Raw genomic sequence first — 22,301 nt, forward strand, 5'->3', positions numbered from 1 at the left:
AAAAACAAATTATAATCATATGAAAAGGTCAATGTTCTGGGGATTTTAAACTCCAGTGTCTTAACAAGAGAATCTACTGAAATTGAATTTATGGCGTCAACCCATATTCCATAGGGATTATTCCCCGTTGCGTAAGGTTGTTTTTGGTCTAAAACGAACTGAGAAGGATTAACATAGCCACCCCTTCTCAGTTCTGTATTATTCTTTTAGCTCAATGTATGATTCTACAAAATATACTGGGACAAATCCCTGTTTTTTACCAGGGAACTCAGTCTTTCCAATACCATTTCCTTGGTCACCATGATTTGACTATTGGGGCCGATGGTGTCGGGAACCTCAAAGAGGAAATCATTAAGCAGGTGGCTCATGACCGTATGCAGCCTCCTTGCACCTATGTTTTCCACCTCCTCGTTGATGCTAAAGGCAATGTCAGCGATTTCCCTTATGGCCTCATCGGTGAATTCTAAGTGGACTTCTTCGGCCTCAAACAAGGCGTGGTACTGTTTGGTCAGGGCATTTTTGGGGTCTTTTAGTATCCTGTAAAAGTCCTCTTGGGTAAGACTGCTTAACTCTACTCTTATGGGAAACCTTCCTTGAAGTTCGGGAATAAGGTCAGAGGGTTTGCTCACATGGAACGCACCTGCGGCTATAAATAGCACGTGGTCAGTATGTACAAGGCCATATTTTGTATTTACGGCACTTCCTTCCACAATAGGCAGTAAGTCTCTTTGTACCCCCTCCCGGCTAACATCTGGCCCACTGCCTCCTTTTGAAGACTTGGAAGCAATCTTGTCTATCTCATCGATAAAAATAATACCGTTATTTTCAGCAAGGTGAATGGCCTCTTCCTTTACCTCGTCAAAGTCGATCAATTTAGAAGCTTCCTCTTCCATTAAAATTTTCCTGGCCTCTTTGATAGTGACCTTCCTCTTTTTGGATCGCTTTGGCATCATGTTGCTGAGCATATCCTGCAAACCAGCCATACTGGCCTCATCCATCATACCATTTCCTATCATTCCTATCCCAGAGGGTGAGGATTGGCGTACGTTTATTTCCACCTTTCTGTCCTCCAGTTCTCCGTTTTTCAATTTTTCCCTAAAACGTTCCCTGGTTTTTTCATTCAATTCTTGCTCGGAGGCCCGGTCAGGGTCAAAGCCTTGACTGGGAGTGGATTTTGTGCTGAACCCAGTGCCTTTCACAGGTGGTATCAAAATGTCCAACAGCAAGTCCTCCACAATTTCGGCTGCCTTTTCCCTTACTTGTTCATTTTTGGTTTCCTTCACCAAGTTCACGGATTGCTCTACAAGGTCCCTCACCATGGATTCCACATCTCTTCCCACATAACCCACCTCGGTGAATTTAGAAGCCTCCACCTTGGTAAAGGGTGCATTGGCGATTTTTGCCAACCTTCTTGCAATTTCGGTTTTACCCACTCCGGTGGAGCCGATCATTAAAATATTGTTAGGTACAATATCTTTCTGAAGATCCGATTTTACCATCAATCTCCGTATCCTGTTTCTCAGAGCTATGGCAACGTTTCTTTTGGCATCTTGCTGGCCGATGATATATTTGTCCAGTTCAGCTACTATTTGTCTTGGTGTCAACTGATTCATGATATCGTTTTTAATTTTTTAAAACTTTCTCCATTGGTTTAGGTTCGTGGATACCCCAAACAAATGGGTGGCTCCAGCCACATGGTAAAAGAGCCTAGAATATGCCAGGGCAAATTTACCAGCTTGAATGTTGAACCCACCTGTAAAACCTCCCAGCCCTTGACCTCCAATGCTAGCAAACTCCCTCCTCACCAGGTGATTATAGCCTATCCTAAGTTGAACATGCTCATGGGCAATAATTTCTGTACCTATTACAAGCCTTCTGAAAAGCTGTTCGCCAAAACTTTCCTGTTCCTCTCTCCAATTCGGATCTGCCAGGTAATAATCTGTTTCTTGGATCAGGTTTCTAACACTGGCATGAAACCTCAAGGGCATATTTTCGGCTTTATAGCTAATTCCTATCCTTAAGTCCGTCGGAAGGCTTAGGGGCTGCCCCTGAAGATAAGTGCCTAACACTACACCCACCTGCTTGGCAACTACCGTAAGCCTGAAATCCTCCTCTGGATGCTTGTACATGATCCCCAAGTCGGCCACAGCGGCATAAGCCTGGTAACTTTCTAAAACAGAACCGAGTAGCTTTAAGTTTAAACCATAATAAAATACTCCGGATTGTCTGCTTATTCCTCCTGACAACGCGAATTCGTTGGCGTGGAAAGATCCTAGTGGGAAACCTGTATCATCAAATCCTTCAAATTCTCCGTAGTTGAGGTACTGAAGCCCCACACCTATTTCCCAATTGTCGGGGCCCTCCCATTGATAACCAATTGTTCCCACTTGAATGCCTCCGGGGAAATTCTGATAATGGACAGAAAGAAAATTCCTGTGAGCGGAGTCCAATAATGCGGGATTTGCCAAAAACATTAAAGGATCTTTATCCAGGGTGAGGTTGACTCCACCTAAACCAGCTTGTCCTGCAATACCGGGGTGATCCACGAAGGCAAAAGACCTATTGGCTTGTTGGGCTTCTGTTTTACCGAGACCTACTCCAAAAAGGAGCAATAAACAACACCCAATATGGCAATGCCTAGCTTCCAACCGCCTGCTTGGGGGACTCGTCAAATTTGAACTTCATCGGCTCACTAACCATTTCATCTGTCAAGGCCAAATCCAACACCTCTCTTACTTGATCCACGAAATGGAATTTCAGACCCTTAAGATAGGAGTCGTCAATCTCCTCTATGTCTTTATGGTTTCGCTTACAAAGAATAATTTCTTTGATACCTGCTCTTTTGGCCGCCAGGATTTTTTCTTTGATACCGCCTACTGGCATTACCTTTCCCCTAAGGGTGATTTCACCGGTCATGGCCAGGTTTGATTTCACCTTACGTTGGGTATATATAGAAGCAATTGCTGTGAGCATGGTGATGCCCGCTGACGGCCCGTCTTTAGGTACTGCTCCAGCAGGAACATGTATATGTAGGTCATATTGATCAAACACCCTGTGGTCTATATCCAATTGTTCCGATTTCGATCGAAGGTAGGAAATTGCGGTCATTGCCGACTCCTTCATCACTTCACCTAGTTGTCCCGAGAGGGTGAGTTTTCCTTTGCCCTTACTTATACTAGCTTCTACAAATAGGATTTCTCCCCCGACAGAGGTCCACGCGAGCCCCGTCACTACTCCGGCTATGCTATTGTCCTGGTAAATTTCTTTGTCAAAAACCTCACCTCCCAAAATTTTCCTCACCATTTGGGGAGTGATCTTTTTTTGGTATTCTTCTTCCATGGCTATGGACTTGGCCACATGGCGGATGATCTTGCCAAGTTGCCTTTCCAAGTTCCTCACTCCGGATTCTTTCGTGTAATCTTCTATGACCTTCACTATAGCATCCTTGGAGAAATTGATATCCTTCGCTTTTAACCCATGTTCTTTCCTTTGCTTGGGCAAGAGGTGTTTTTTGGCGATTCCCACTTTTTCCTCCATGGTATATCCAGTGACCTCGATCATCTCCATTCGGTCCCTCAATGGTGGCTGAATGTTCTCCAATGCATTGGCTGTAGCAATGAATAAAACCTTGGACAGATCATATTCTACCTCCAAGTAATTGTCATTAAAGGAATTGTTTTGCTCGGGATCCAAAACCTCCAGAAAGGCAGAGGATGGGTCTCCCCTGAAATCCGCGCTGAGTTTGTCTATCTCATCCAATACAAATACAGGGTTGGAAGATTTCGCCTTTTTCATGTTCTGGACGATCTTGCCTGGCAAGGCTCCCACATAGGTTTTTCTGTGGCCTCTAATTTCCGCCTCATCATGAAGTCCTCCCAGGGACATTCTAACGTATTTCCTTCCCAGTGCCTTGGCGATGGACCTCCCTAAGGAGGTCTTACCTACACCTGGAGGTCCATAAAGACAAAGGATAGGTCCCTTCAAGTCGTTTTTTAATTTTAATACCGCAAGGTATTCGATGATCCTGTCCTTCACCTTGTCCAGACCAAAATGGTCCTTGTCTAATATCAATTTGGCCCTTTTGAGGTCAAAGTTATCCGTAGTGAATTCGTTCCATGGCAGGTCTACCATCACCTCGGCGTAATTGAGGGCGATGGGGTATTCCGCTGCAGAGGGGTTCATCCGTAAGATCTTGTCCAGTTCCTTTTCGAAATGCTTGCTGACATCTGCAGGCCAGTTTTTCTTTTTCCCTTTGAGCCTAAGCTCCTCTACCTCTTTTTCTGGGCCTTCCTCTCCCAATTCCGTCTGGAGCACCTTCATTTGTTGGCGAAGGAAGTAATCCCTTTGCTGCTGATCGATATCCGTATGCACCTTTTTTTGGATCTCGCTTTTGAGCTCCAGCATTTGGATGTCTTTCATCATGAATTCCAGCAGCAAGGTAGCTCTTTCTATCCCGTTGTTGATTTCCAACAATTTCTGCTTAGCCTCTACAGGGGCATTGATGTTGGAGGAAAGAAAGTGGGTGAGGAATGGGGTGTTGTCGATGTTGTCCAATGCCACTTGGGCTTCCCTGGGAATTTCAGGATTTAGCTGAAGGATTTTGAATGCGGCATCTTTCAGAGATTCCTCCAAAGCCTCTATTTCCTTGTCTTCTTTTGGGAAAGTTTCTTCCAGGTATTTGACCTTGGCCAAAAAGTAAGGGTCCTCGGTGACCTCCTCGGTGATCTCAAATCTTTTTTTGCCTTGGATGATGATGGTAGTGTTTCCATCTGGCAGCACTATCATCTTGATGATTTTTGCCAATGTCCCCACATGATATATATCTGGCCAGGAGGGATCTTCCATGTTGGGGTTTTTTTGGGCACAAACCCCAATCAATTTATCACTTTTTTGTGCTTTCTTTACTAATCTGATGGACCTTTGGCGACCCACTGTGATCGGTATGACCACACCAGGAAAAAGAACCGTGTTCCTTACTGATAAAATCGGTATTTCGGTGGAAAAATTCTCTTCTTTTGTGTTGCTTTCCTCATCTTCATCAGTGATCAAGTGTATCAGCTCCCCTTCTCCAGAATAGTCACCCAACATTAAATTTTGATATAATTGATTATCGAAATTGCTCATATAGTCAAATTGACAGCACTTAAGCTATTTTGTCCTCTTACCCGACTTAAATATCGTTCCAACTGTATATTCAAGGCTTATGCCAATAAAGTTGTTTGTACAAATTGTCAGGAAAGATACTCGTTATGTTTTTAAAAACGGAATAAAAAAAATGACCCCTCCCCTAAAGAAATCACAAATGGAGCCAGGCTTTTCCCGGCTCCTAATGCTTAGCTTTTACCAAAATAGTTAACTAGTGGTGAAAAACTTTAAAATATCGTTGCCTATTGCGAAAACCATAATCATCAATAAAATGACCATGCCTATTTTTTGGGCATTTTCTAAAAACCTATCGGAAGGTGCTTTTCCTGAAACCATCTCATAGAGCAGAAACATGACATGCCCACCATCCAGTGCAGGGATAGGGAGGAGATTCATAAATGCCAATATCATAGAAATCAATCCCGTAATGGACCAAAACTTAGTCCAATCCCATGTTTTGCCATAAATCTGGGCCATACCTATAGGGCCACTTACGTTTTTAGCAGAAACTTCACCGGTAAACATCTTCCCCAATGCCCTGGCATTCACAATAACCACCCCAAAGGCCCTTTCTGTGCCAAGGGGAATGGATTGTGCCAAGGTGTATTTTTTTCTCACTGGTTCCAGCAAGTTGTTGACCCCTATTCCAATGGTGGACTCTTCGCTCACCTCCACCTCTTTAGTCAGGGTGTTCCCGTCTCTTCCTACTAAGAGGGAAACAGATTGTCCTTCCTTATCTTTGAGTCCTTTTTGCAGTTGGTCAAAATATTTGATGCTTTGTCCGTTGAGTGCTAATATTCTATCTCCAGCTGACAGACCAGCCTTTTCTGCACCAGTCCCGGGACCAACCGCCGAAACTTCAAAGGGGAACCGAATGCTGATAAACTTAGACATGCTTTCCTCGTTGGAAAAGCTGTTGATAAAGCCTCTGGGTATAGGGACTTGAATGCGTTCACCATCACGCTCTACGGTATAATAACCGCCGGAACTTAGCAGGGCATCCCCACTACTTAGGTCGTTGACGGATTCATATTTCTGTCCACTAATGTCAAGGATTTTGTCCCCATCTTGCAAACCAATCTGCTCTGCGATTTCATATGCTGCAATGCCGTGTTCAAGTACCTGGTCTCTGGAATAATAGGTTTCCCCCCTGTCATATACCAAAAAGATAAAAATCAAAATACCTGTAACAACGTTGACAAAGATCCCTCCCAGCATGACAATTAGCCTTTGCCAGGCAGGTTTTGACCGGAACTCCCAAGGTTGTGGTTCGGAATCCATTTGTTCCTTGTCCAGGGACTCATCCACCATTCCGGATATTTTGACGAACCCACCCAGGGGTATCGCTCCAATGGAATATTCTGTTTCACCCCATTTGAATCCCACAATCTTTGGTGGAAAACCAATGGAAAACTTTTCCACCTTCATCCCAAACATTTTGGCTGCCAGTAGGTGCCCCAATTCATGAAGCCCTACCAAAATCGACAGTCCAAGCAGCAGCTGCGCTGCCATTACTAGTGTATCCATGCGTTATTTTCTGATTAATTCTTCTGTTTTCTTTCTTGTTTCCTCATCGGTTGCGATTAAATCATCCAAGGTGGGTGACCCTATAAAACCAATTTTTTGCAGGCTCTGTTCAATAATTTCTGACATTTCCAGGAAGCCAATCCGATCTTTCAAAAAAGCATCCACCACAATTTCATTCGCTGCATTAAGAATACACGCTGTATTCCCCCCTTGTTCAAGTGCCAGATAGGCAAGGGAGAGGTTTCTGAAAGTTTCTAAGTCTGGAGCTTCAAAATCCAATGAAGGGTATTTACTGAAATCAAATCTGGGAAAATCAGCTTTGAGCCTTTCTGGGTAGGTCAGCGCAAACTGAATGGGTATACGCATATCCGGTAAGCCGAGTTGTGCCTTTATGGACCCGTCTTCAAACTGGACCAGAGAATGGACAATGGATTGCGGATGTACCACTACATCGATTTCGTCTTTCTCCAAACCAAACAACCACTTGGCTTCTATTACCTCCAATCCCTTGTTCATCATGGATGCCGAGTCTATGGTGATCTTTGCCCCCATGTCCCAATTTGGGTGCTTTAGTGCCTGTGCCTTTGTGACCCTTCGTAAGTAATCCCTGTCTTTACCGCGGAATGGACCTCCGGAGGCTGTTAGGATGATTTTTTCTATGGGATTATGGAACTCACCCACCAGGCATTGAAAAATGGCGGAATGTTCTGAATCCACCGGATAGATGTTGGCACCTTTTTCTTTGGCCAGTCTAGTGACCAACTGCCCAGCTACAACCAAGGTCTCCTTGTTGGCAAGGGCGATGGTTTTACCGGAAGAAATGGCTCGAATAGTAGGAAGTAGCCCTGCATAGCCCACTAAGGCAGTAAGCACAATGTCTATTGTGTCCATTTCTACCACAGATGCCAAAGCATTATCCCCTGCATAAACTTTTATAGGTGCGTGGGAAAGAGCCTCTTTTACCATGGAGTAATGTGACTCGTTTCCAATTACAACCGCATTGGGTTGAAACTCCTTAGCCTGGCTGATCAATAATTCAGCATTGTTTTGGGCGGTGAGTACCTCTACAATAAATCTATCTTCCTGACTTTTAATTACTTCTAATGCCTGGGTGCCTATACTGCCTGTAGATCCCAAGATGGCCACCCTACGTTTATCTGACATCTGCTATTATTTACCACCCTTACCTGCCTGTAGGAAACAGAGGGATTCTAAAATTTAAAACCTTTTTTTACACTTTTGCTGACAAATTTACAAGGTTAATATGGGATTTCTCCTATATTTTGTCTCTTTTTCAGTCTTTGGGGTTTTGGTACCAAATTAGTTTTGTTAAAATTGGTAAAAAAATGTCCTGGATCTCCCCTTTATTGATTTAAAGTCGTATTAGATAAAAAACCTTTTGAATTTATGAGACACACACTATTTACCTTTACAGTAGCTTTGATCGGTGGAATGGCAGGAGCCTGGGTCTTCCAACAGCTCCCGGATGAAAACATTCCCACTTTAGACCTGGCGCCTGTTTTGGCAGAGGAGTGGGGTAAACAAACTTCATGGGAAGAAGAGATTATATCCGATTTTGTGGATGACACTGATGACGCTTCCGGTTATTCCGTAGATACTCCCCCTCTATCCTTTGTGGATGCTTCACAAAAAAGCACAAACAGCGTGGTATTTATCAAGAATTTTTCTGGTACCGATTCCAGGAGGTACAGTATTTTTGATTACTTTTTCGGACAGGGATCTCCCCAGCAAAGGGTAGGCACCGGATCAGGGGTGATTATCAGCAAAGATGGCTATATCATCACCAATAACCATGTTATCGACAGGGCCGAAACCATTGAGGTGGTACATCAAAAAAGAACCTATAAAGCATCACTCATCGGAGCGGACTCCAATACGGATATAGCTGTGTTGAAAATTGACGCGGGAAACCTTCCGGCAATAAAATTAGGTAGCAGCAGGGATTTGCAAATAGGGGAGTGGGTGCTGGCAGTAGGGAATCCCTTCAACCTTACCTCTACCGTCACTGCTGGGATAGTTTCTGCCAAAGAACGGCAAATCAATATCATGGGGGGAGAGTTTCCGCTGGAGTCTTTTATCCAGACGGATGCACCCATTAACCCCGGGAACTCTGGCGGGGCACTGGTAAATGTGGATGGAGAACTGGTGGGGATTAACACGGCCATTCTGTCCCGAACGGGTAGTTATACCGGTTATGGCTTTGCAGTTCCTGTGGATATTGCTACCAAGGTGGCCAATGACCTAATTGAGTATGGTGAGGTGCAAAAGGCTGTTCCCGGTGTGGATGTGGTGGAAATAACTCCTGAGCTGGCAGAAGAAATGGACATTACTTCCTTGGATGGGGTGATCGTTTCCCACGTAATTCGAAACGGTGCTGCCGAAAAGGGGGGCATGAAGAAAGATGATGTGATACAATCGGTGGATGGCGTACGGATTACCGGAAAGGGAAGCTTTGAAGAAGCATTATCCTACTATTATCCAGGAGATGACATTACCGTGGAATTTATCAGGAAAGGCAAAATCCAGAAAGCAAAGCTCACCCTGCAGAACCTCTTGGGAGAAACTGGAGTGATCAAAAGGGAGTTTTATACCTCGGTGCTACTGGGTGCAAGGCTTGAATCTGTAAACGCTATAGAGAGAGACAGGTTGGACATCTCCCATGGGGTGAAGATTACAGGAATGACTAGGGGGTATATCAGAGACCTGGGCCTTGGAAATGGCTTTGTCATCACACAGATCAATGGAGAACCGGCAAAGGACCCCAAATGGGTGGGTGAATTCCTTGAGGACTACAGTGGAAGGTTGAGGCTGGAGGGACTTACCTCCAGGGGGCAGCCCTTTATACAATCCTATAATATTCGATGATAAGCGCAAAGGCTGTTTGTCCCTCAAGACAGGGGCAGACAGCTTTTTAGATGAAATCGAGCCTGCATGGACGGCAGTCAGGCATGACGAACACGTCACACACTGGGATGATTATAGATTGCGAGATTCCATGTGGCAAATAAAAATCAATTATAAACACATGAAATGCCCATGAGAAAGAATTCTCACACAGGGGGATGATTATCTAGGGCATTCCCCCGAAACGAGTTCGGGGCAGGCTATATGACCGCTGAAAAGACAATTATAAACATATGAAATCGAGCATGACGAGCACGTCACACACTGGGATGATTATAGACTGCGAGATTCCATATGGCCTTTAAAAAACAAATTATAATCATATGAAACCTATCAAAGGTTGACGAAAGAATTTTTAATCTTATCTGCAATCCGTTTCATCTCTTCCTTCTCCAAGTTGAGCTTGGGACGGGAAAAGTCAATGTCATCCATGGATCGTAAGGGCACGAGGTGTACATGTACGTGTGGGACTTCCAGCCCAATTACGGCGACGCCTATTCGGGTGCAGGGGATGACCTTTTCCAATGCTAAGGCCACCTTTTTGGCAAAGAGCATTAAACGGGAATAATGTTGGTCCTGAAGGTCAAAAATATAATCCACCTCTACTTTTGGTACGACCAGCAAATGCCCTTTTACTAAGGGCATGATGTCTAAAAAGGCAATAGTGTGCTCATCTTCTGCTACAATATAGGCGGGAATTTCTCTATTGATGATTTTTGTGAAGATTGATGACATGGTAAGTTGAGAGGTTTAATGAAGCTATGGTAATGGGGTTTACTACATAAAAAATCCCGATCATGAGATAATCGGGAAAAGTACTTAATAACTGATGTCCAAAATTTCGAATTCCAATACTCCTGCTGGGGCTTTTACCTGCGCTACCTCCCCCACTTTTTTCCCCAAAAGACCTTTGCCAAAAGGGGAAGCCAATGAAATTTTGTTGGCTTTCAGATCAGCTTCTTCTTCTGACACCAAGGTATAGGTTACTGTCATGTTGTTTTTCAGGTTTTTGATCTTTACCGTACTGAGTATACCCACTTTTGAGGTATCCAATTTGGAATTGTCAAGTACCCTAGCGTTTCCCACCACGTTTTCCAACTTGGCGATTTTCAGTTCCAAATGCCCCTGGGCATCTTTAGCAGCGTCATATTCTGCATTTTCGCTCAGATCACCCTTGTCCCTGGCCTCGGCGATTTGCTTTGCAATATCAGCCCGCCCTTTAGTCTTTAGCTCATGGAGTTCGTCCCGGAGCTTTTTAAGACCTTCCTCGGTGTAATACTGTATTTTTCCCATATCAATAAATTAATTACCTCTTATTAAATAAAATAACGGCCTCAAACCTGAGACCGTTTCCTTATCGCGTTGCTATATATATATAACAAAGATAAGATAAGAATTCAATATAAGCAATTGGCTGGCATAAAATTAACTTTGGTCAATTGGCCATTTACCTGTGATTTTAGCCACCAAAACCTGATTGATTTTCTCATAGGACTCAAAGGTCCAGCCGGCCACATGGGGGGAGAACATCACGTTTTCCCTCTGCGAAAGGCGCTGAAAGGAAAGTTTTTGGGATGCACTCATGGCTTGAAATTTTTCGCTCTCCAGTACATCCAATATCGCTCCTTTTATTTTCTTGTTTTGCAGGGCTTCGTTTAGGGTGTCAAACTTAATGAGCTCGCCCCTGGCCGAATTGATCAAATAAAAGGGTTTTCGAAAGCCTTCAATTACTTGGGGGGTGAAAAGGTTTCTGGTTTCTGAGGTTAGAGGCACATGAAGACTTAATATGTCGGCTTCCTCCTGAATCTTTTCAAAGCTGCATTCTTCCACGTATTCATTCCCATAGCCCTTTTTGTATTTGTCATAGGCCAAAACAGTAACATCAAAGCCACTCAACCTTTTGGCAAGTGAGCTTCCCATATTCCCATATCCAAAGATACCCACCGTTTTGCCCGCCAATTCGATTCCCCTGTTTCCTTCCCGGTCCCATATTCCCTTGCGCACCTGTGCATCTGCCTGGAAAAGATTATTGAAAAAAGACAAAAGCATTCCTATAACATGTTCTGCCACAGCATCTCTATTACCTTCAGGGGCATGGTAGAGTTTCACTCCCCGTGCTTCTAGATACTCCAAGTCAATGTTATCCAGACCAGCACCTGCTCGTGCTATAAATTCCAGGTTTTGTGCATTTTCGATTAGGGGCCTGTCCATAGGGGTTTTTGAGCGGATTACCAATCCTTGGTAGGCGGAGATCGTTTCCATTATCTCCTTTCTGCTGATATCAGGGCGATAATCCACCCCAAAACCCTCCTGCTCCAATAAGGGTACTATGCTGGGATGCATCTGGTCGATGATCAATACTTTCATCCGAGTGATGTGTTCTTCTAAAGGTTCAATAATAAGGTGGCTACTGTGAAATATACCCCTAGCCCAAGAAGGTCATTGGCAGTAGTGATAAAGGGGCCTGATGCTATGGCTGGGTTAATGCCAAACTTGTCCAATACAATAGGAGTGAGGGTGCCCATAAATGATGCCAAAATCACCACACTAAATAAGGCAATGGCAACAACAAGCCCAAATTCAGTTGGGTGCCCATATAGGAAAACCACGGTGAACCACACGAAAGTACCCAACACCAGGCCATTCAAAATGGCCACCATGAATACCTTAACAAACCGAACCAGCAAACTGTCCTTGAAAACGGATTTTGTGGCCAAAGACTGCACTACAAGGGTGGAAGATTGTATGCCTACATTGCCGCCTGTAGCGGTGATCAGTGGTATGAAAAAAGCTAGGGCGGTTACGGCGCTTAGGCCTTCCTCAAAAAAGCCGATAAACCCTGCACCCAATAACCCTCCAACTATCCCAATAATGAGCCAGGGTAACCTTGCCTTAGAAAGCCTGTACACAGAATCGGTCTCTTCCACATCGTCCGATAAGCCGGTCATCGCCTGTATGTCCTCCTCAGCTTGCTCCCGTAGTAAGTCCAGGATGTCATCCACAGTGATGCGCCCCACCAACTTATTTTTCACATTCACCACAGGCACTGCTTCCAAGTCGTACCTCCTCATGATTTCAGCTACTTCTTCCCCTTCCATGGAGGTGGGTACAGAAATAATGCTTCCCTCATACAGGTCTCCTATTTTCGTGGAAGATGCGGCTAGGATTATTTTTTTCAACGCTACTCTGCCCAATAATTTTTCCTTGTCATCCACCACATAGATGGAGTAGATCTTGTCCACATTTTCGGCCTGCCTCCTGATTTCATCTATAGTCTGTATCACAGACCAGTTGTGGTTTGCTTTAATGAACTCCTTGGCCATAAGGCCCCCGGCACTGTCCTCGTCGTAGCGGAGCAGCTCACGTATGTATAGGGATTTTTCCTTCTTCTCCAGGTGTCCAATCACCACTTCCCTATCCTTGATCACGAGTTGATTGAGGATGTCCACCGCGTCGTCAGAGTCCATTTGGTCGATAAGCGCAGCCAACTCTTCAGGCTCCATGGCTTTAATCGCCTTGTATTGGAGGTCTTCGTGCAACTCTATAAGTGTATCTGCCGCAAAATCGGGGGGCAAACTCCTTAAGACATATAAGGCCTCTTCCATGTTCAGCTCATCCAAGATAGCCGCGATATCAGCCTTCTTGGCTTCCGCCATGGTACTAATGACAAATCCACTGTCTTCTTGCCTAATACTTTCCCTTAGCTCTTCGAGGTATTCTTTGGAAAGCTCAAATGTCCTTACTGATTCCAAGATGCTTGTATTTTATTGGTCAGAGAAATAAACTCACTTACATCCAACTGTTCGGCCCGGAGGTCCAATTGTGGGTCTGATTTCAATTCCTCACTTAGCCCCATGGGCTTTAATGCGTTTCTTAGGGTTTTTCTTCGTGTACTAAAGGCCTGCTTTACTACCCGCACAAAAAGCTTCTCGTCACAGTCCAAGGCTTGTACCCCATTTCTCCTTGCTCGGATTACCGCCGACTGCACTTTTGGGGGAGGGACAAAAACTTCGGGAGGAACCTCAAAAAGGTATTCCACGACGTAAAAAGCCTGCAACAGCACACTAAGAATGCCATAGGTTCGGCTTCCTTTAGGTGCTGCTAACCTCTGGGCCACTTCTTTTTGAAGCATACCCACTACTTCCGTGACACAGTCCCTGTTTTCTAAGGCCTTAAAAAACAGTTGGGAGGATATGTTGTAAGGAAAATTGCCCACTATAGCCAAAGGGTGTGGTTGAAGTTCTTGGAGATTGGCCTTTAAAAAGTCCTCATGCCTGATTTGGGGCTCTAGCTTTGGGTATTTTTGCACGAGATACCGAATGGACTCTTGGTCCAGCTCTATTAAGGTGAGGAAGATATCCTGTTTTAGAAGTAAAAAATCGGTCAATACTCCCATTCCGGGGCCTACCTCAACCACATGGGTAGTGTTCATATGGCCTGTCAAAGCCGCAGCAGTACTTTCCGCAATCCTCAGATCCTTGAGAAAATGCTGCCCCAAATGTTTTTTTGCCTTTACCCTTTCCATGGCTGAGTGGTTTAAGGTGTTTGGAAGCCAAAAGTAAAACAATAATCTGTAACCTTCACATATACTTTCCCTGCTTCCATAAAAAGTTGGCCGATTTATCACATAACACATTTTAGAGGGCAGGGTATTAGGGTAGAAGGTTATAATTCTTGTAGAAGAGTGGCCTTTTAGCTTGCATTTGTACAGGGTTTGTCAGACTCTGGATAGAATTTACTAAATTGGCGGGCTGTATAGAAAAGGCCTAAACCGCATCAAAATATTCTTATGAACATCAGAAAAAACAAACCTGTCATAGGCATCAGCATCGGGGACATCAATGGGATAAGCGTGGAAGTGACCCTAAAAGCCCTGCAGGACAACCGACTTCAAAAACTGGTGACACCTGTCATCTATGGTCATGGCAAGGTGTTGACTTTTTACAAGAAACTTTTGGGCATCGATGACTTTAACTTTATGCAGATAAAAAGTATAGAGGATGTACACCACAAAAAAACCAACGTGATCAATGTGGTGCAGGAAAGCCCGGAAGTGGTACCTGGAGCGGAAACCGCAGAAGCAGGCAAAATGGCCTTAGCTGCCTTGGACCAGGCAATTGTTGACCTCAAAGGTGGGCAGTTGGATGCATTAGTCACTGCGCCGCTGAACAAAAACAATATCAATGCAGAAGAACAGTCTTTTCTGGGGCATACCGAGTACCTTGCCCAGGCCTTTGAAACTCCAAAAACACTGATGTTTATGGTGTCCGAGGGCTTCCGGGTGGGTTTGCTTTCCACCCACGTCCCCCTTAAGGAGGTGGCTGCGTTGGTGACCCAAGCTGCTATTCAGGAGAAACTGGAACTGATGCTTAAATCCCTTAAGGATGATTTTGGCGTGCTAAAACCAAGAATCGCTGTCTTGGGGCTCAACCCACATGCAGGGGAGGAGGGGCTTTTGGGAAAAGAGGAAGAAGAAATAATTACCCCTGCAGTAAACAGCTTCAAAGAAAATGGGCACCTGGTCTTTGGGCCCTATCCATCAGATGGGTTCTTTGGCATGATGCACCAGAAGAAGTTCGATGGGATTTTGGCTATGTATCATGATCAGGGCTTGATTCCTTTTAAAGCGATGGCTTTTGAAACCGGTGTCAATTTCACTGCCGGGTTACCCATCATTCGCACCAGCCCTGACCATGGGACCGCCTATAACATCGCAGGTAAGAATCATGCTGACGAAGGTTCCATGAGGGCTGCCATTTTCCAAGCCTACGAAATCATCAAAAGAAAGCAGGGGGAATTGGAGGAGGTATAAAATAAACCAGATAGTAGTTTTATATATATAGATATTTTCCTTAAATTTGCGGTCTTGATTTCAAAAGGAAGGGAGGAAGGATGAAGTTCTTAAGGAAATTTGAAATAGATATCATCCGCCTTAAAGAAGGATCGCACGAATTCCCCTTTGATGTGGGGAATGAGTTTCTGCAACACTTCGAAGGTAACGATATCGCCTCCAATGGCAGGCTGAAAGCAACAGTGACTCTTAACAAAAGGGCCGCTCTGATTGAGGCATTGTTTGATATTAAAGGCACGGTAGAGTTGATTTGTGACAGAAGCCTGGAGCAATTTGACCACCTATTGGAAATCCATCAGAGGGTTCTTTACAAATACGGCCCCGAAGAACAGGAGATCAACGAGGAAATTTATGTGATCACGCAGGACACCGCAAGCATAAATGTAGCTCAGTTGATTTATGAATTTATCGTATTGGCAATTCCTGCCAAAAAGATTCATCCGGATTATATGGATGAGGAAGACGATGAGGTGGATGCGGAAGGAAAGCTGGTATATGTGTCTGAGGCGGATGAGGAAGACGAGGAGAGAGAGGAAGAATCGGAAAACCCACTGTGGGAAGAGTTAAAAAAATTAAAAGGCAACAATTAAATAAATCATAAAGAAATGGCACATCCTAAACGGAAAATTTCGAAAACCAGAAGAGATAAGCGAAGGACACATTATAAATTAAATGCCCCTGGAATGTCGCAATGTCCCACCACCGGTGAGATTCACCTGAGGCACAGGGCCTTCTGGCTAGACGGTAAACTGTACTATAAAGGACAGGTTATCATGGAAAAGGAAGTACTGGCGTAGGTCTTCTGATTCATCCACATCATTATAGAGCCAACTCTTTCGGAGTTGGCTTTTTTTATACGGGGAAATATATTTTTAGAATGAGGTGTAGGATGAATTTTACAAAAAAAATCAGGGGAGTGGTTTAGTCCCATCCTTCCTTGAGTGGTGGGATAGCGTGCCAAGCTCGGCTAAATCGTACCCTTTCGGATAGGTAGGACGTTTTCTACTAGTACCAAGTTTTGGGAATTTTGGCTCAGGCAGGAGACCCTGAATTCTTGACTTGGCCATCATTCCTGTTGCCGTGATTTTATATATGATCCATGAAGGCTTTTTGTACCCCATGGAGCTGCATAGAGGAGCATCCATCAAACTGACCACAAAGGGTTTGCCAAGCCAAAACAGCCACTTTGGTAGGTAGTTTCCCAACACTACGGCAATAGTTTTTTCTGCAATTAGACGGTTTGCCGGATCGTAACGGAAATATTTTTTTTCGTATTCCCTATTCCACTCTTCAAACTGCCCTAAATCCTCCGGAACATGGGTGATTTTCATGCGCTTTGCCAGTTCCTTGTAGTTGATGAAAATGGCATGTTTTTCCTTTTCTGTAAATGGTCTCCAGCCATATTTTTCCATCCAACGTATGGGTTCAAAGACAAACGTGGAAAGCACATAGAGATAATCCTCGTTTGGGATGCTAAACCTCCCATGCATGGTATTCATGAGGGAGATGGCAGCTTTTCCCCTCTCGCTGTCCATCCCATTTTCCAAAATTTCATAAAGGATCAACTCAGTGTCATCGTACCTTTTGCGGGGGCGTTTTATAAATTCCCCCGTACCCAGAAGGAGTTTCGAAATTCGGGGAACGGCAAAAGTCCTGAACAAAGCAAATTCCAGGGATTTTTCCATGTCCCAGGGGAAACAATGAAAGGTGAGTAAAAAGGCGATGCGATGCCAATCCTTTTCCGGATCTAGCCCCTTTATTTCCTCTGTAAATGGCTTGTTTTTCATTTGCCAAAAAAGCGGTTACTTTTGACCTGAATTTAGCACATATTACCGAACTAGAAAATGCAAACCATCAAAATAGGCATCATCACCTCCTCAGACCGTGCTGCGGCCAATGTATACGAGGATATATCGGGAAAGGAAATCATCAACACCATGAATGAATACCTGAAATCTGAGTGGGACCCCGTTTACAAGGTGGTTCCGGACGAACAGGATGTGTTGGAGAAGACCATGATAGAATTGGCGGATCAGGAAGGCTGCTGCTTGATCGTGACCACTGGAGGGACAGGTCCGGCGCTCAGGGACGTGACTCCAGAGGCCACTGAGGCAGTATGCCAAAAAATGATGCCTGGATTCGGGGAGTTGATGCGACAGGTTAGTCTTAAATACGTGCCAACAGCCATCCTGTCCAGGCAGACGGCAGGCATCCGCAACCAAAGCCTTATCATCAATCTGCCAGGAAAGCCCTCAGCTATCCGCCAATGCCTGGATGCCGTTTTCCCAGCAGTGCCCTATTGCATAGACCTGATCGAAGGCCCTTTCCTGGAACACAATCCAGAGGTAATCAAGGTATTCAGGCCTAAGAAGAAATAATATACAAAAGAACGGGTTGCTGCTAAGAATAAACACAAACCATTTTGGTAAAAGGAACCACACTTGACTATCTTCAATGGGCGCAATGGTGAATGGTGCAAAACAAAGTAGGGAGCAGACTATCAGTACTTTAATTCCCTTATTTGGGGCAAATCAAGACAGGACTATCCATAACACGATCATAAAAAAGGATGTAATGAGCGGAAATACAGCCTACCCGGAATTTGATACCTTTAATGTATGGTGAAATAAAAGGTGCTGCCTTTTCCCTCTTCAGATTCCAGCCAAATTTCGCCACCCAATCTTTCGATATTCTTTTTGACCATGGCCAGTCCCACACCGGTTCCTTCATACTGTTCCTCGGAATTCAGGCGTTTGAACAAACTAAAAACCTCCTGCACTTGATTTTCCGGGATGCCAATCCCATTATCTTTTACCATGATAGTATAGGTTGCGTCATTTTTTTCCACATGGATGGAAACAACCGGGGTTTTCCCTTCCGGAACAAATTTAATTGCGTTAGAAATGAGGTTTTGGAATACTTGCAGGTAGCCAGTAGTCGATCCCTTAATTATGGGAAGTTTTTCACTGGTGATTTTTGCTTTTTTTTCTTTAATTTCTTTTTGAAGAATTTTCTTAACTTCTAAAAATACCTCATTCAAGTCTACGGTTTCAGAAGTATCGAAATCGGAAGATTGATGGTAATCCAATAAACCAGCCAGCATTTTATTTAACCTATTGGCTCCATCCATTGCCAAATCTATATAAGACTTTCCCTTTTCGTCCAGGCTTTTTCCATACTTTTTGTGAAACAAGGTTAAAAATGACCTGACCATTCTTAGGGGTTCTTTTAAATCATGTGAAACGGAGTAGGTATACATGGTCATATGTTCGTTGACGGCATTCAGCTCTTTATTCAACAACTCAATTTTTTGGTTTTTTAGCATCAGCTCCCGCTTGTTGTTAATCAATTCGTTGTTGAGAGAGGTGAAGTCATTTAAAAAAGCTTCATTCAATTCCTTCTGCTGATCCCCTTTAAGGAAAGTGTTCACCCTTTTTTCTGAGAGCCTTATTTGGTTTGCCTGTTCATTGTTGATCAGCATTATTTCTTCCAATGCTTTTTCCGTAGAGGTCAATTCGGTATTTCCACAGAGCAGAACGGTTTCCTGCAATAAATAACCGGAAAATATGTAGTTTATCTCTTTATCATTATAGCTAAGGGTAAGCACAGTATTTTCCTCCATGGATTTTTCCTGTATAGAGAGCCAGAAACTACTCAATTCCTGAATAGATAGGGGCGAAACAAGGCTATGCAAGCCCACCGGCATCTTTATGTTTTCCAAAAGGGAGCCAGTATCCAAAAACAGTTGATTCACAATCCCCTGCTTACTGCAAGCAAGTATGATTTTATGGTCATTTTTTATAGTTTCCATATCAAAGATTTACCAATTCATTGGCCTTAAAAATTGCCTGATTTGCATTTTGTGCAAACCCATCGGCAGCTACTCTTTGCCAGAGATCCGGATTTGCAAGAAATGGATAACCACCTACCATTATTTTCAGACTTGCCAGATCCCTATTGTCCCGTATTTTTTTGATTAAAGTCTTTGCTTTGCTTACTTGGGTGGGAAGGGTCACGGATAGGGCAAGTACATCTGCCCTGTATTCCTTTAAAGCTTCCTGCAATTGATTGTCAGGCATATTGGCACCTAAATAATAGGTGTCCCATCCCTCCATTTCAAAGAAATCGGTGACCATACGTATGCCCAATTCGTGCAATTCACCTGAAATAGAACAGGCCACTAGTGTTTTTCCCTTGCGTTTGGCCGAAAAAATATGCTGGTATAAGCCCGACATAATTTGTTGGGTGGCAGCCGTACAATAATGCTCATGTGCAACCGTAATTTTATTGCACTGCCACAATTGGCCTACTTCATACTGTGAAACCTGAAAAATAAACTCATAAATATCTTTTATCGCAACACCCTTTTGAATCAGTTTTGCAATCAAAAGCGTAGCCTCCTGTCTCTTTCCCTGCAACAAATACTCCAGATAGGTCTCTACTTCTTTTTTTAGGGGATTATCGTCGGTGATATAGGTTACATTTTCTTCGGTCTTTTCTTTTAGTTTTTCTTTAGCGGCGGCAACATATCGCATTGTCACGGCGGAAAACTCAGGACCCAGGATTTCATGGATGGCTTGTTGAACAAAATCCAGGTTGTGGTGAAGGTCTGACTCCGGGATATTTCTGGATTTCAGCATGGCTGCTGCCCACAGAATGTAACTGGCATACATGTCCGGGATATCCATGGTCAATGCCTCAGCCAAAAAATTAAGATGATAGATAGCGTCTTCATAACAGCGAAGTTTGCCAGATTCCCCGTAGCGTTTTAGCAGACCAGGATCACGTTCAAAATGTGAGCGGGTGACATGATTGGCCAGTTCACTGGTTTTTTCAGTGAGCAATTGTACATTCAGTACGGTCATGGTTAACTGCTAATGTGAGCGTATTTCGTCAGCTCCCAACTTTTAGGGACAAGTTTCAATCCTTTTGGAATGTTTTTATGGGAATCCTTTAAATGATGGCGATGCCAGTATTCAAAATCTTCCTCATTTTCCCAATAGGTGATAAGGTGAATTTCAGCAGGGTTATTCAAAGGGCTCAAAACATCCAGCCTTACAAATCCCTCGGCATGCTCTACAAAACCAGGACGGTTTTTAAAAGCCATTTTCACATCCTCCTCCTTACCATTTTGTACCTCAAATTTGCTGATAACTGCTATCATTTTGACAATGGATATTACGGAAATCAACAACATGTGGTTTTCCGATTGGAGTTAAAATTCAATATAACTAAATTTATCGACAAATGTTGAACCTACATACCAATTCTTTGTGTTCCGCATCATTACAGGGAGTGTATCGTATTCATTTAAAACCTACCGGAAGGGATTTCTAATTTCTGGAAGCCCTATCGCCTACGGAGTAAAAAAAGTTTTCTCTTCGCAGGTCTCGGTGTACGCTTCTGGCAATATTTCTGGCCGGTCCAGGAAAGCCATAAGCAATCCAAATTGGTTTTGGGTTGTTGGTTTCCAGCAAATACACTTGGTGAGCATTTGAAATGGAAGAGGTAGTTATAGGAATGTTGTTGGGATATATTTTATTGGGAGATAGGGTATTGGTGTGTATAGTTGACCTCTCCAAGGATGTGATCCGCAAATTGACGAGCAAAATATGCTTGATATTGGCTGATTCAAGTATGTTAACGAATTCATCGTATGCGTAAATTTTGTGATCTGAAAAATAATCCGCATAGTTGTGGACGAAGGTGGGATACAATCTACGGCTGAAGTTTTTGAAGAGGAATTCCCTATTTCGCTTATTGGCCAAGTCGTTAAACCTGCCTTTTAGAATATTGTCATAGGCTTCTTCCCCCCATTCAAAAATGTCATCGCTACTTTGCACATACAGAACCAGTACATCCATCACATAATCGGCGTTGAGCGACTCCTGATTCGATATGGATGCTCTCGGGATGTGGCAAGCACCAAGCCCGAAAACTAAGGTCAAAACAAAACATTTTATGGCGTTAGTATACATACTAAATGTTACGTCAAAGAATTCGGTAAGGTTGTAATTGGCTCAAGGAACACAAGATTACCTCTTAATGATGGAGGTGTAGAATTGGTTTCATGTGGTTGAGTTTTGGATTTATCCACTGATTGGCAGCAAGTGGAGGGAAGGTCATCGTTGGTTTATTTCCAAAAGTGTTATGGCTGGAATAGATTTCAGGAACACCGGGACATCGTTTGGGGCAGGCCCAAAGATATCCCTTTCATAGTCCAGTACCTTAAATCTGGTATGAACAGGAATAGGCTCCTGAACCACTATCTTATACTCCTCCGGAAGGTTTTCGGGATAATACAGGTTGTCTTCGAACAGGACAAGAAACTGGTATCCTCCCCTTGTCATCACATTTATCACCACTTCCGCATTGCCCCCCTTGTAAGGATCAGTATCGCTGACACAGGAATAAAACAGTATCCATGGTAGGTACAGTAGGTAGGTTTTGCTTAACTTCATATCGTCTGGACGAAATTGAAACAGAAAATGCTACACGATTTTGCTTGTCAAGCAGTATTTTCGGGTTTTATGTTGTTGTTATGCTTGTACAATTGGATTGAAGCAAATGGACGAAAACGAATTAATTAAGCGGATTACTGTGAACCCCCAGCTATTTGGGGGTAAACCAATCATTAGGGGCAAGCGCCTTGCGGTTGAGCATGTCCTTGGGATGTTGGCTGCTGGAGATAGCCCTGAAACGATATTGCGAGGATATGACTGGCTGGAAATTGCAGACATACGGGCTTGTTTATTGTATGCCCATAAGCTTGTGAGCAATGAACGTGTAGAGCTTTTGCAAACGGGGTGATTTTCATAGGAAGGCTATATCATCAACCCCTTTCTGAATGTCT

The 22,301-nt window shown here is 43.8% G+C and carries 22 protein-coding genes; 6 read left to right on the forward strand and 16 right to left on the reverse strand.

The annotated features are described in order from the left end of the window. Positions 1 to 224 precede the first annotated feature (224 nt). From hslU to DB520_RS25920, 5 genes are all read right to left on the reverse strand, one after another. Positions 225 to 1,613, reverse strand: a complete 1,389-nt coding sequence (gene hslU / locus DB520_RS25900) for an ATP-dependent protease ATPase subunit HslU (RefSeq protein ID WP_198675465.1) — start codon at positions 1,611 to 1,613, stop codon at positions 225 to 227. Positions 1,614 to 1,631: 18 nt separating this feature from the next. Next, positions 1,632 to 2,672 carry a type IX secretion system protein PorQ gene (porQ, locus tag DB520_RS25905; RefSeq protein ID WP_157972257.1) on the reverse strand — a complete coding sequence of 347 codons (1,041 nt, stop codon included), beginning with the start codon at positions 2,670 to 2,672 and terminating at the stop codon, positions 1,632 to 1,634. After that, on the reverse strand, positions 2,638 to 5,124 hold the full coding sequence (lon, locus tag DB520_RS25910; RefSeq protein ID WP_114752711.1) for an endopeptidase La: 2,487 nt from the start codon (positions 5,122 to 5,124) through the stop codon (positions 2,638 to 2,640). Before lon ends, porQ begins: the two co-directional genes overlap by 35 nt. 228 nt (positions 5,125 to 5,352) lie before the next feature. Next, positions 5,353 to 6,672 carry an RIP metalloprotease RseP gene (rseP, locus tag DB520_RS25915; RefSeq protein WP_114752713.1) on the reverse strand — a complete coding sequence of 440 codons (1,320 nt, stop codon included), beginning with the start codon at positions 6,670 to 6,672 and terminating at the stop codon, positions 5,353 to 5,355. Positions 6,673 to 6,675: 3 nt separating this feature from the next. Continuing rightward, positions 6,676 to 7,836 carry a 1-deoxy-D-xylulose-5-phosphate reductoisomerase gene (locus DB520_RS25920; RefSeq protein WP_114752714.1) on the reverse strand — a complete coding sequence of 387 codons (1,161 nt, stop codon included), beginning with the start codon at positions 7,834 to 7,836 and terminating at the stop codon, positions 6,676 to 6,678. Between the two features lie 243 nt (positions 7,837 to 8,079). On the opposite strand from DB520_RS25920, the gene DB520_RS25925 reads away from it, so the two are divergent. Further along, positions 8,080 to 9,558, forward strand: a complete 1,479-nt coding sequence (locus tag DB520_RS25925) for a S1C family serine protease (protein WP_114752716.1) — start codon at positions 8,080 to 8,082, stop codon at positions 9,556 to 9,558. Between the two features lie 372 nt (positions 9,559 to 9,930). On the opposite strand, the gene DB520_RS25930 is transcribed toward DB520_RS25925, so the two are convergent. From DB520_RS25930 to rsmA, 5 genes are all read right to left on the reverse strand, one after another. Beyond that, positions 9,931 to 10,332 carry an HIT family protein gene (locus tag DB520_RS25930; RefSeq protein WP_114752718.1) on the reverse strand — a complete coding sequence of 134 codons (402 nt, stop codon included), beginning with the start codon at positions 10,330 to 10,332 and terminating at the stop codon, positions 9,931 to 9,933. 84 nt (positions 10,333 to 10,416) lie between these two features. Then, positions 10,417 to 10,890 (reverse strand): transcription elongation factor GreA, encoded by a 474-nt coding sequence (greA, locus tag DB520_RS25935; RefSeq protein WP_114752720.1) that lies wholly within the window; start codon positions 10,888 to 10,890, stop codon positions 10,417 to 10,419. A gap of 132 nt (positions 10,891 to 11,022) precedes the next feature. After that, positions 11,023 to 11,964 carry a 2-hydroxyacid dehydrogenase gene (locus DB520_RS25940; protein ID WP_114752721.1) on the reverse strand — a complete coding sequence of 314 codons (942 nt, stop codon included), beginning with the start codon at positions 11,962 to 11,964 and terminating at the stop codon, positions 11,023 to 11,025. Positions 11,965 to 11,981: 17 nt separating this feature from the next. After that, positions 11,982 to 13,349: a magnesium transporter gene (gene mgtE, locus DB520_RS25945; protein ID WP_114752722.1), complete on the reverse strand. Its 1,368-nt coding sequence runs from the start codon at positions 13,347 to 13,349 to the stop codon at positions 11,982 to 11,984. Next, a complete protein-coding gene (gene rsmA / locus DB520_RS25950) occupies positions 13,337 to 14,122 on the reverse strand; it encodes a 16S rRNA (adenine(1518)-N(6)/adenine(1519)-N(6))-dimethyltransferase RsmA (protein WP_114752748.1) in 786 nt (261 codons plus the stop codon). The genes mgtE and rsmA overlap by 13 nt, the downstream gene beginning before the upstream one ends. A gap of 264 nt (positions 14,123 to 14,386) precedes the next feature. Between rsmA and pdxA the strand changes: the two genes are divergently transcribed. From pdxA to rpmF, 3 genes are all read left to right on the forward strand, one after another. Continuing rightward, entirely contained in the window at positions 14,387 to 15,409 is a 1,023-nt protein-coding gene (pdxA, locus tag DB520_RS25955; RefSeq protein ID WP_114752724.1) for a 4-hydroxythreonine-4-phosphate dehydrogenase PdxA, read from the forward strand. An 80-nt stretch (positions 15,410 to 15,489) separates the two neighbouring features. Continuing rightward, positions 15,490 to 16,038 carry a YceD family protein gene (locus tag DB520_RS25960; protein WP_114752725.1) on the forward strand — a complete coding sequence of 183 codons (549 nt, stop codon included), beginning with the start codon at positions 15,490 to 15,492 and terminating at the stop codon, positions 16,036 to 16,038. A gap of 15 nt (positions 16,039 to 16,053) precedes the next feature. Beyond that, entirely contained in the window at positions 16,054 to 16,245 is a 192-nt protein-coding gene (rpmF, locus tag DB520_RS25965; RefSeq protein ID WP_114752727.1) for a 50S ribosomal protein L32, read from the forward strand. A 111-nt stretch (positions 16,246 to 16,356) separates the two neighbouring features. Here rpmF and DB520_RS25970 read toward each other — a convergent pair whose 3' ends face one another. After that, positions 16,357 to 17,235: an oxygenase MpaB family protein gene (locus DB520_RS25970; protein WP_114752728.1), complete on the reverse strand. Its 879-nt coding sequence runs from the start codon at positions 17,233 to 17,235 to the stop codon at positions 16,357 to 16,359. A gap of 57 nt (positions 17,236 to 17,292) precedes the next feature. Here DB520_RS25970 and mog point away from each other — a divergent pair, with 57 nt between their 5' ends. Next, complete coding sequence (gene mog / locus DB520_RS25975; RefSeq protein WP_114752730.1) at positions 17,293 to 17,826, forward strand: molybdopterin adenylyltransferase; 534 nt, start codon at positions 17,293 to 17,295, stop codon at positions 17,824 to 17,826. 233 nt (positions 17,827 to 18,059) lie between these two features. Here mog and DB520_RS25980 read toward each other — a convergent pair whose 3' ends face one another. The 5 genes from DB520_RS25980 to DB520_RS26000 all read right to left on the reverse strand — a co-directional run bounded on the left by DB520_RS25980 (position 18,060) and on the right by DB520_RS26000 (position 21,909). Continuing rightward, on the reverse strand, positions 18,060 to 19,259 hold the full coding sequence (locus tag DB520_RS25980) for a sensor histidine kinase (RefSeq protein WP_114752731.1): 1,200 nt from the start codon (positions 19,257 to 19,259) through the stop codon (positions 18,060 to 18,062). A 1-nt stretch (position 19,260) separates the two neighbouring features. After that, positions 19,261 to 20,313 (reverse strand): cobalamin B12-binding domain-containing protein, encoded by a 1,053-nt coding sequence (locus tag DB520_RS25985; protein WP_114752733.1) that lies wholly within the window; start codon positions 20,311 to 20,313, stop codon positions 19,261 to 19,263. A 2-nt stretch (positions 20,314 to 20,315) separates the two neighbouring features. Then, a complete protein-coding gene (locus DB520_RS25990; RefSeq protein WP_114752735.1) occupies positions 20,316 to 20,645 on the reverse strand; it encodes an antibiotic biosynthesis monooxygenase family protein in 330 nt (109 codons plus the stop codon). 136 nt (positions 20,646 to 20,781) lie between these two features. Continuing rightward, entirely contained in the window at positions 20,782 to 21,396 is a 615-nt protein-coding gene (locus tag DB520_RS25995; protein ID WP_157972258.1) for a hypothetical protein, read from the reverse strand. A gap of 174 nt (positions 21,397 to 21,570) precedes the next feature. Then, a complete protein-coding gene (locus tag DB520_RS26000) occupies positions 21,571 to 21,909 on the reverse strand; it encodes a hypothetical protein (RefSeq protein ID WP_114752738.1) in 339 nt (112 codons plus the stop codon). A gap of 106 nt (positions 21,910 to 22,015) precedes the next feature. Here DB520_RS26000 and DB520_RS26005 point away from each other — a divergent pair, with 106 nt between their 5' ends. Further along, positions 22,016 to 22,258, forward strand: a complete 243-nt coding sequence (locus DB520_RS26005; protein ID WP_114752739.1) for a DUF433 domain-containing protein — start codon at positions 22,016 to 22,018, stop codon at positions 22,256 to 22,258. The last annotated feature ends 43 nt before the right edge of the window (positions 22,259 to 22,301 follow it).

Source organism: Pleomorphovibrio marinus (assembly GCF_003347495.1).
In the GTDB taxonomy this organism is placed as follows: Bacteria; Bacteroidota; Bacteroidia; order Cytophagales; family Cyclobacteriaceae; genus Pleomorphovibrio; species Pleomorphovibrio marinus.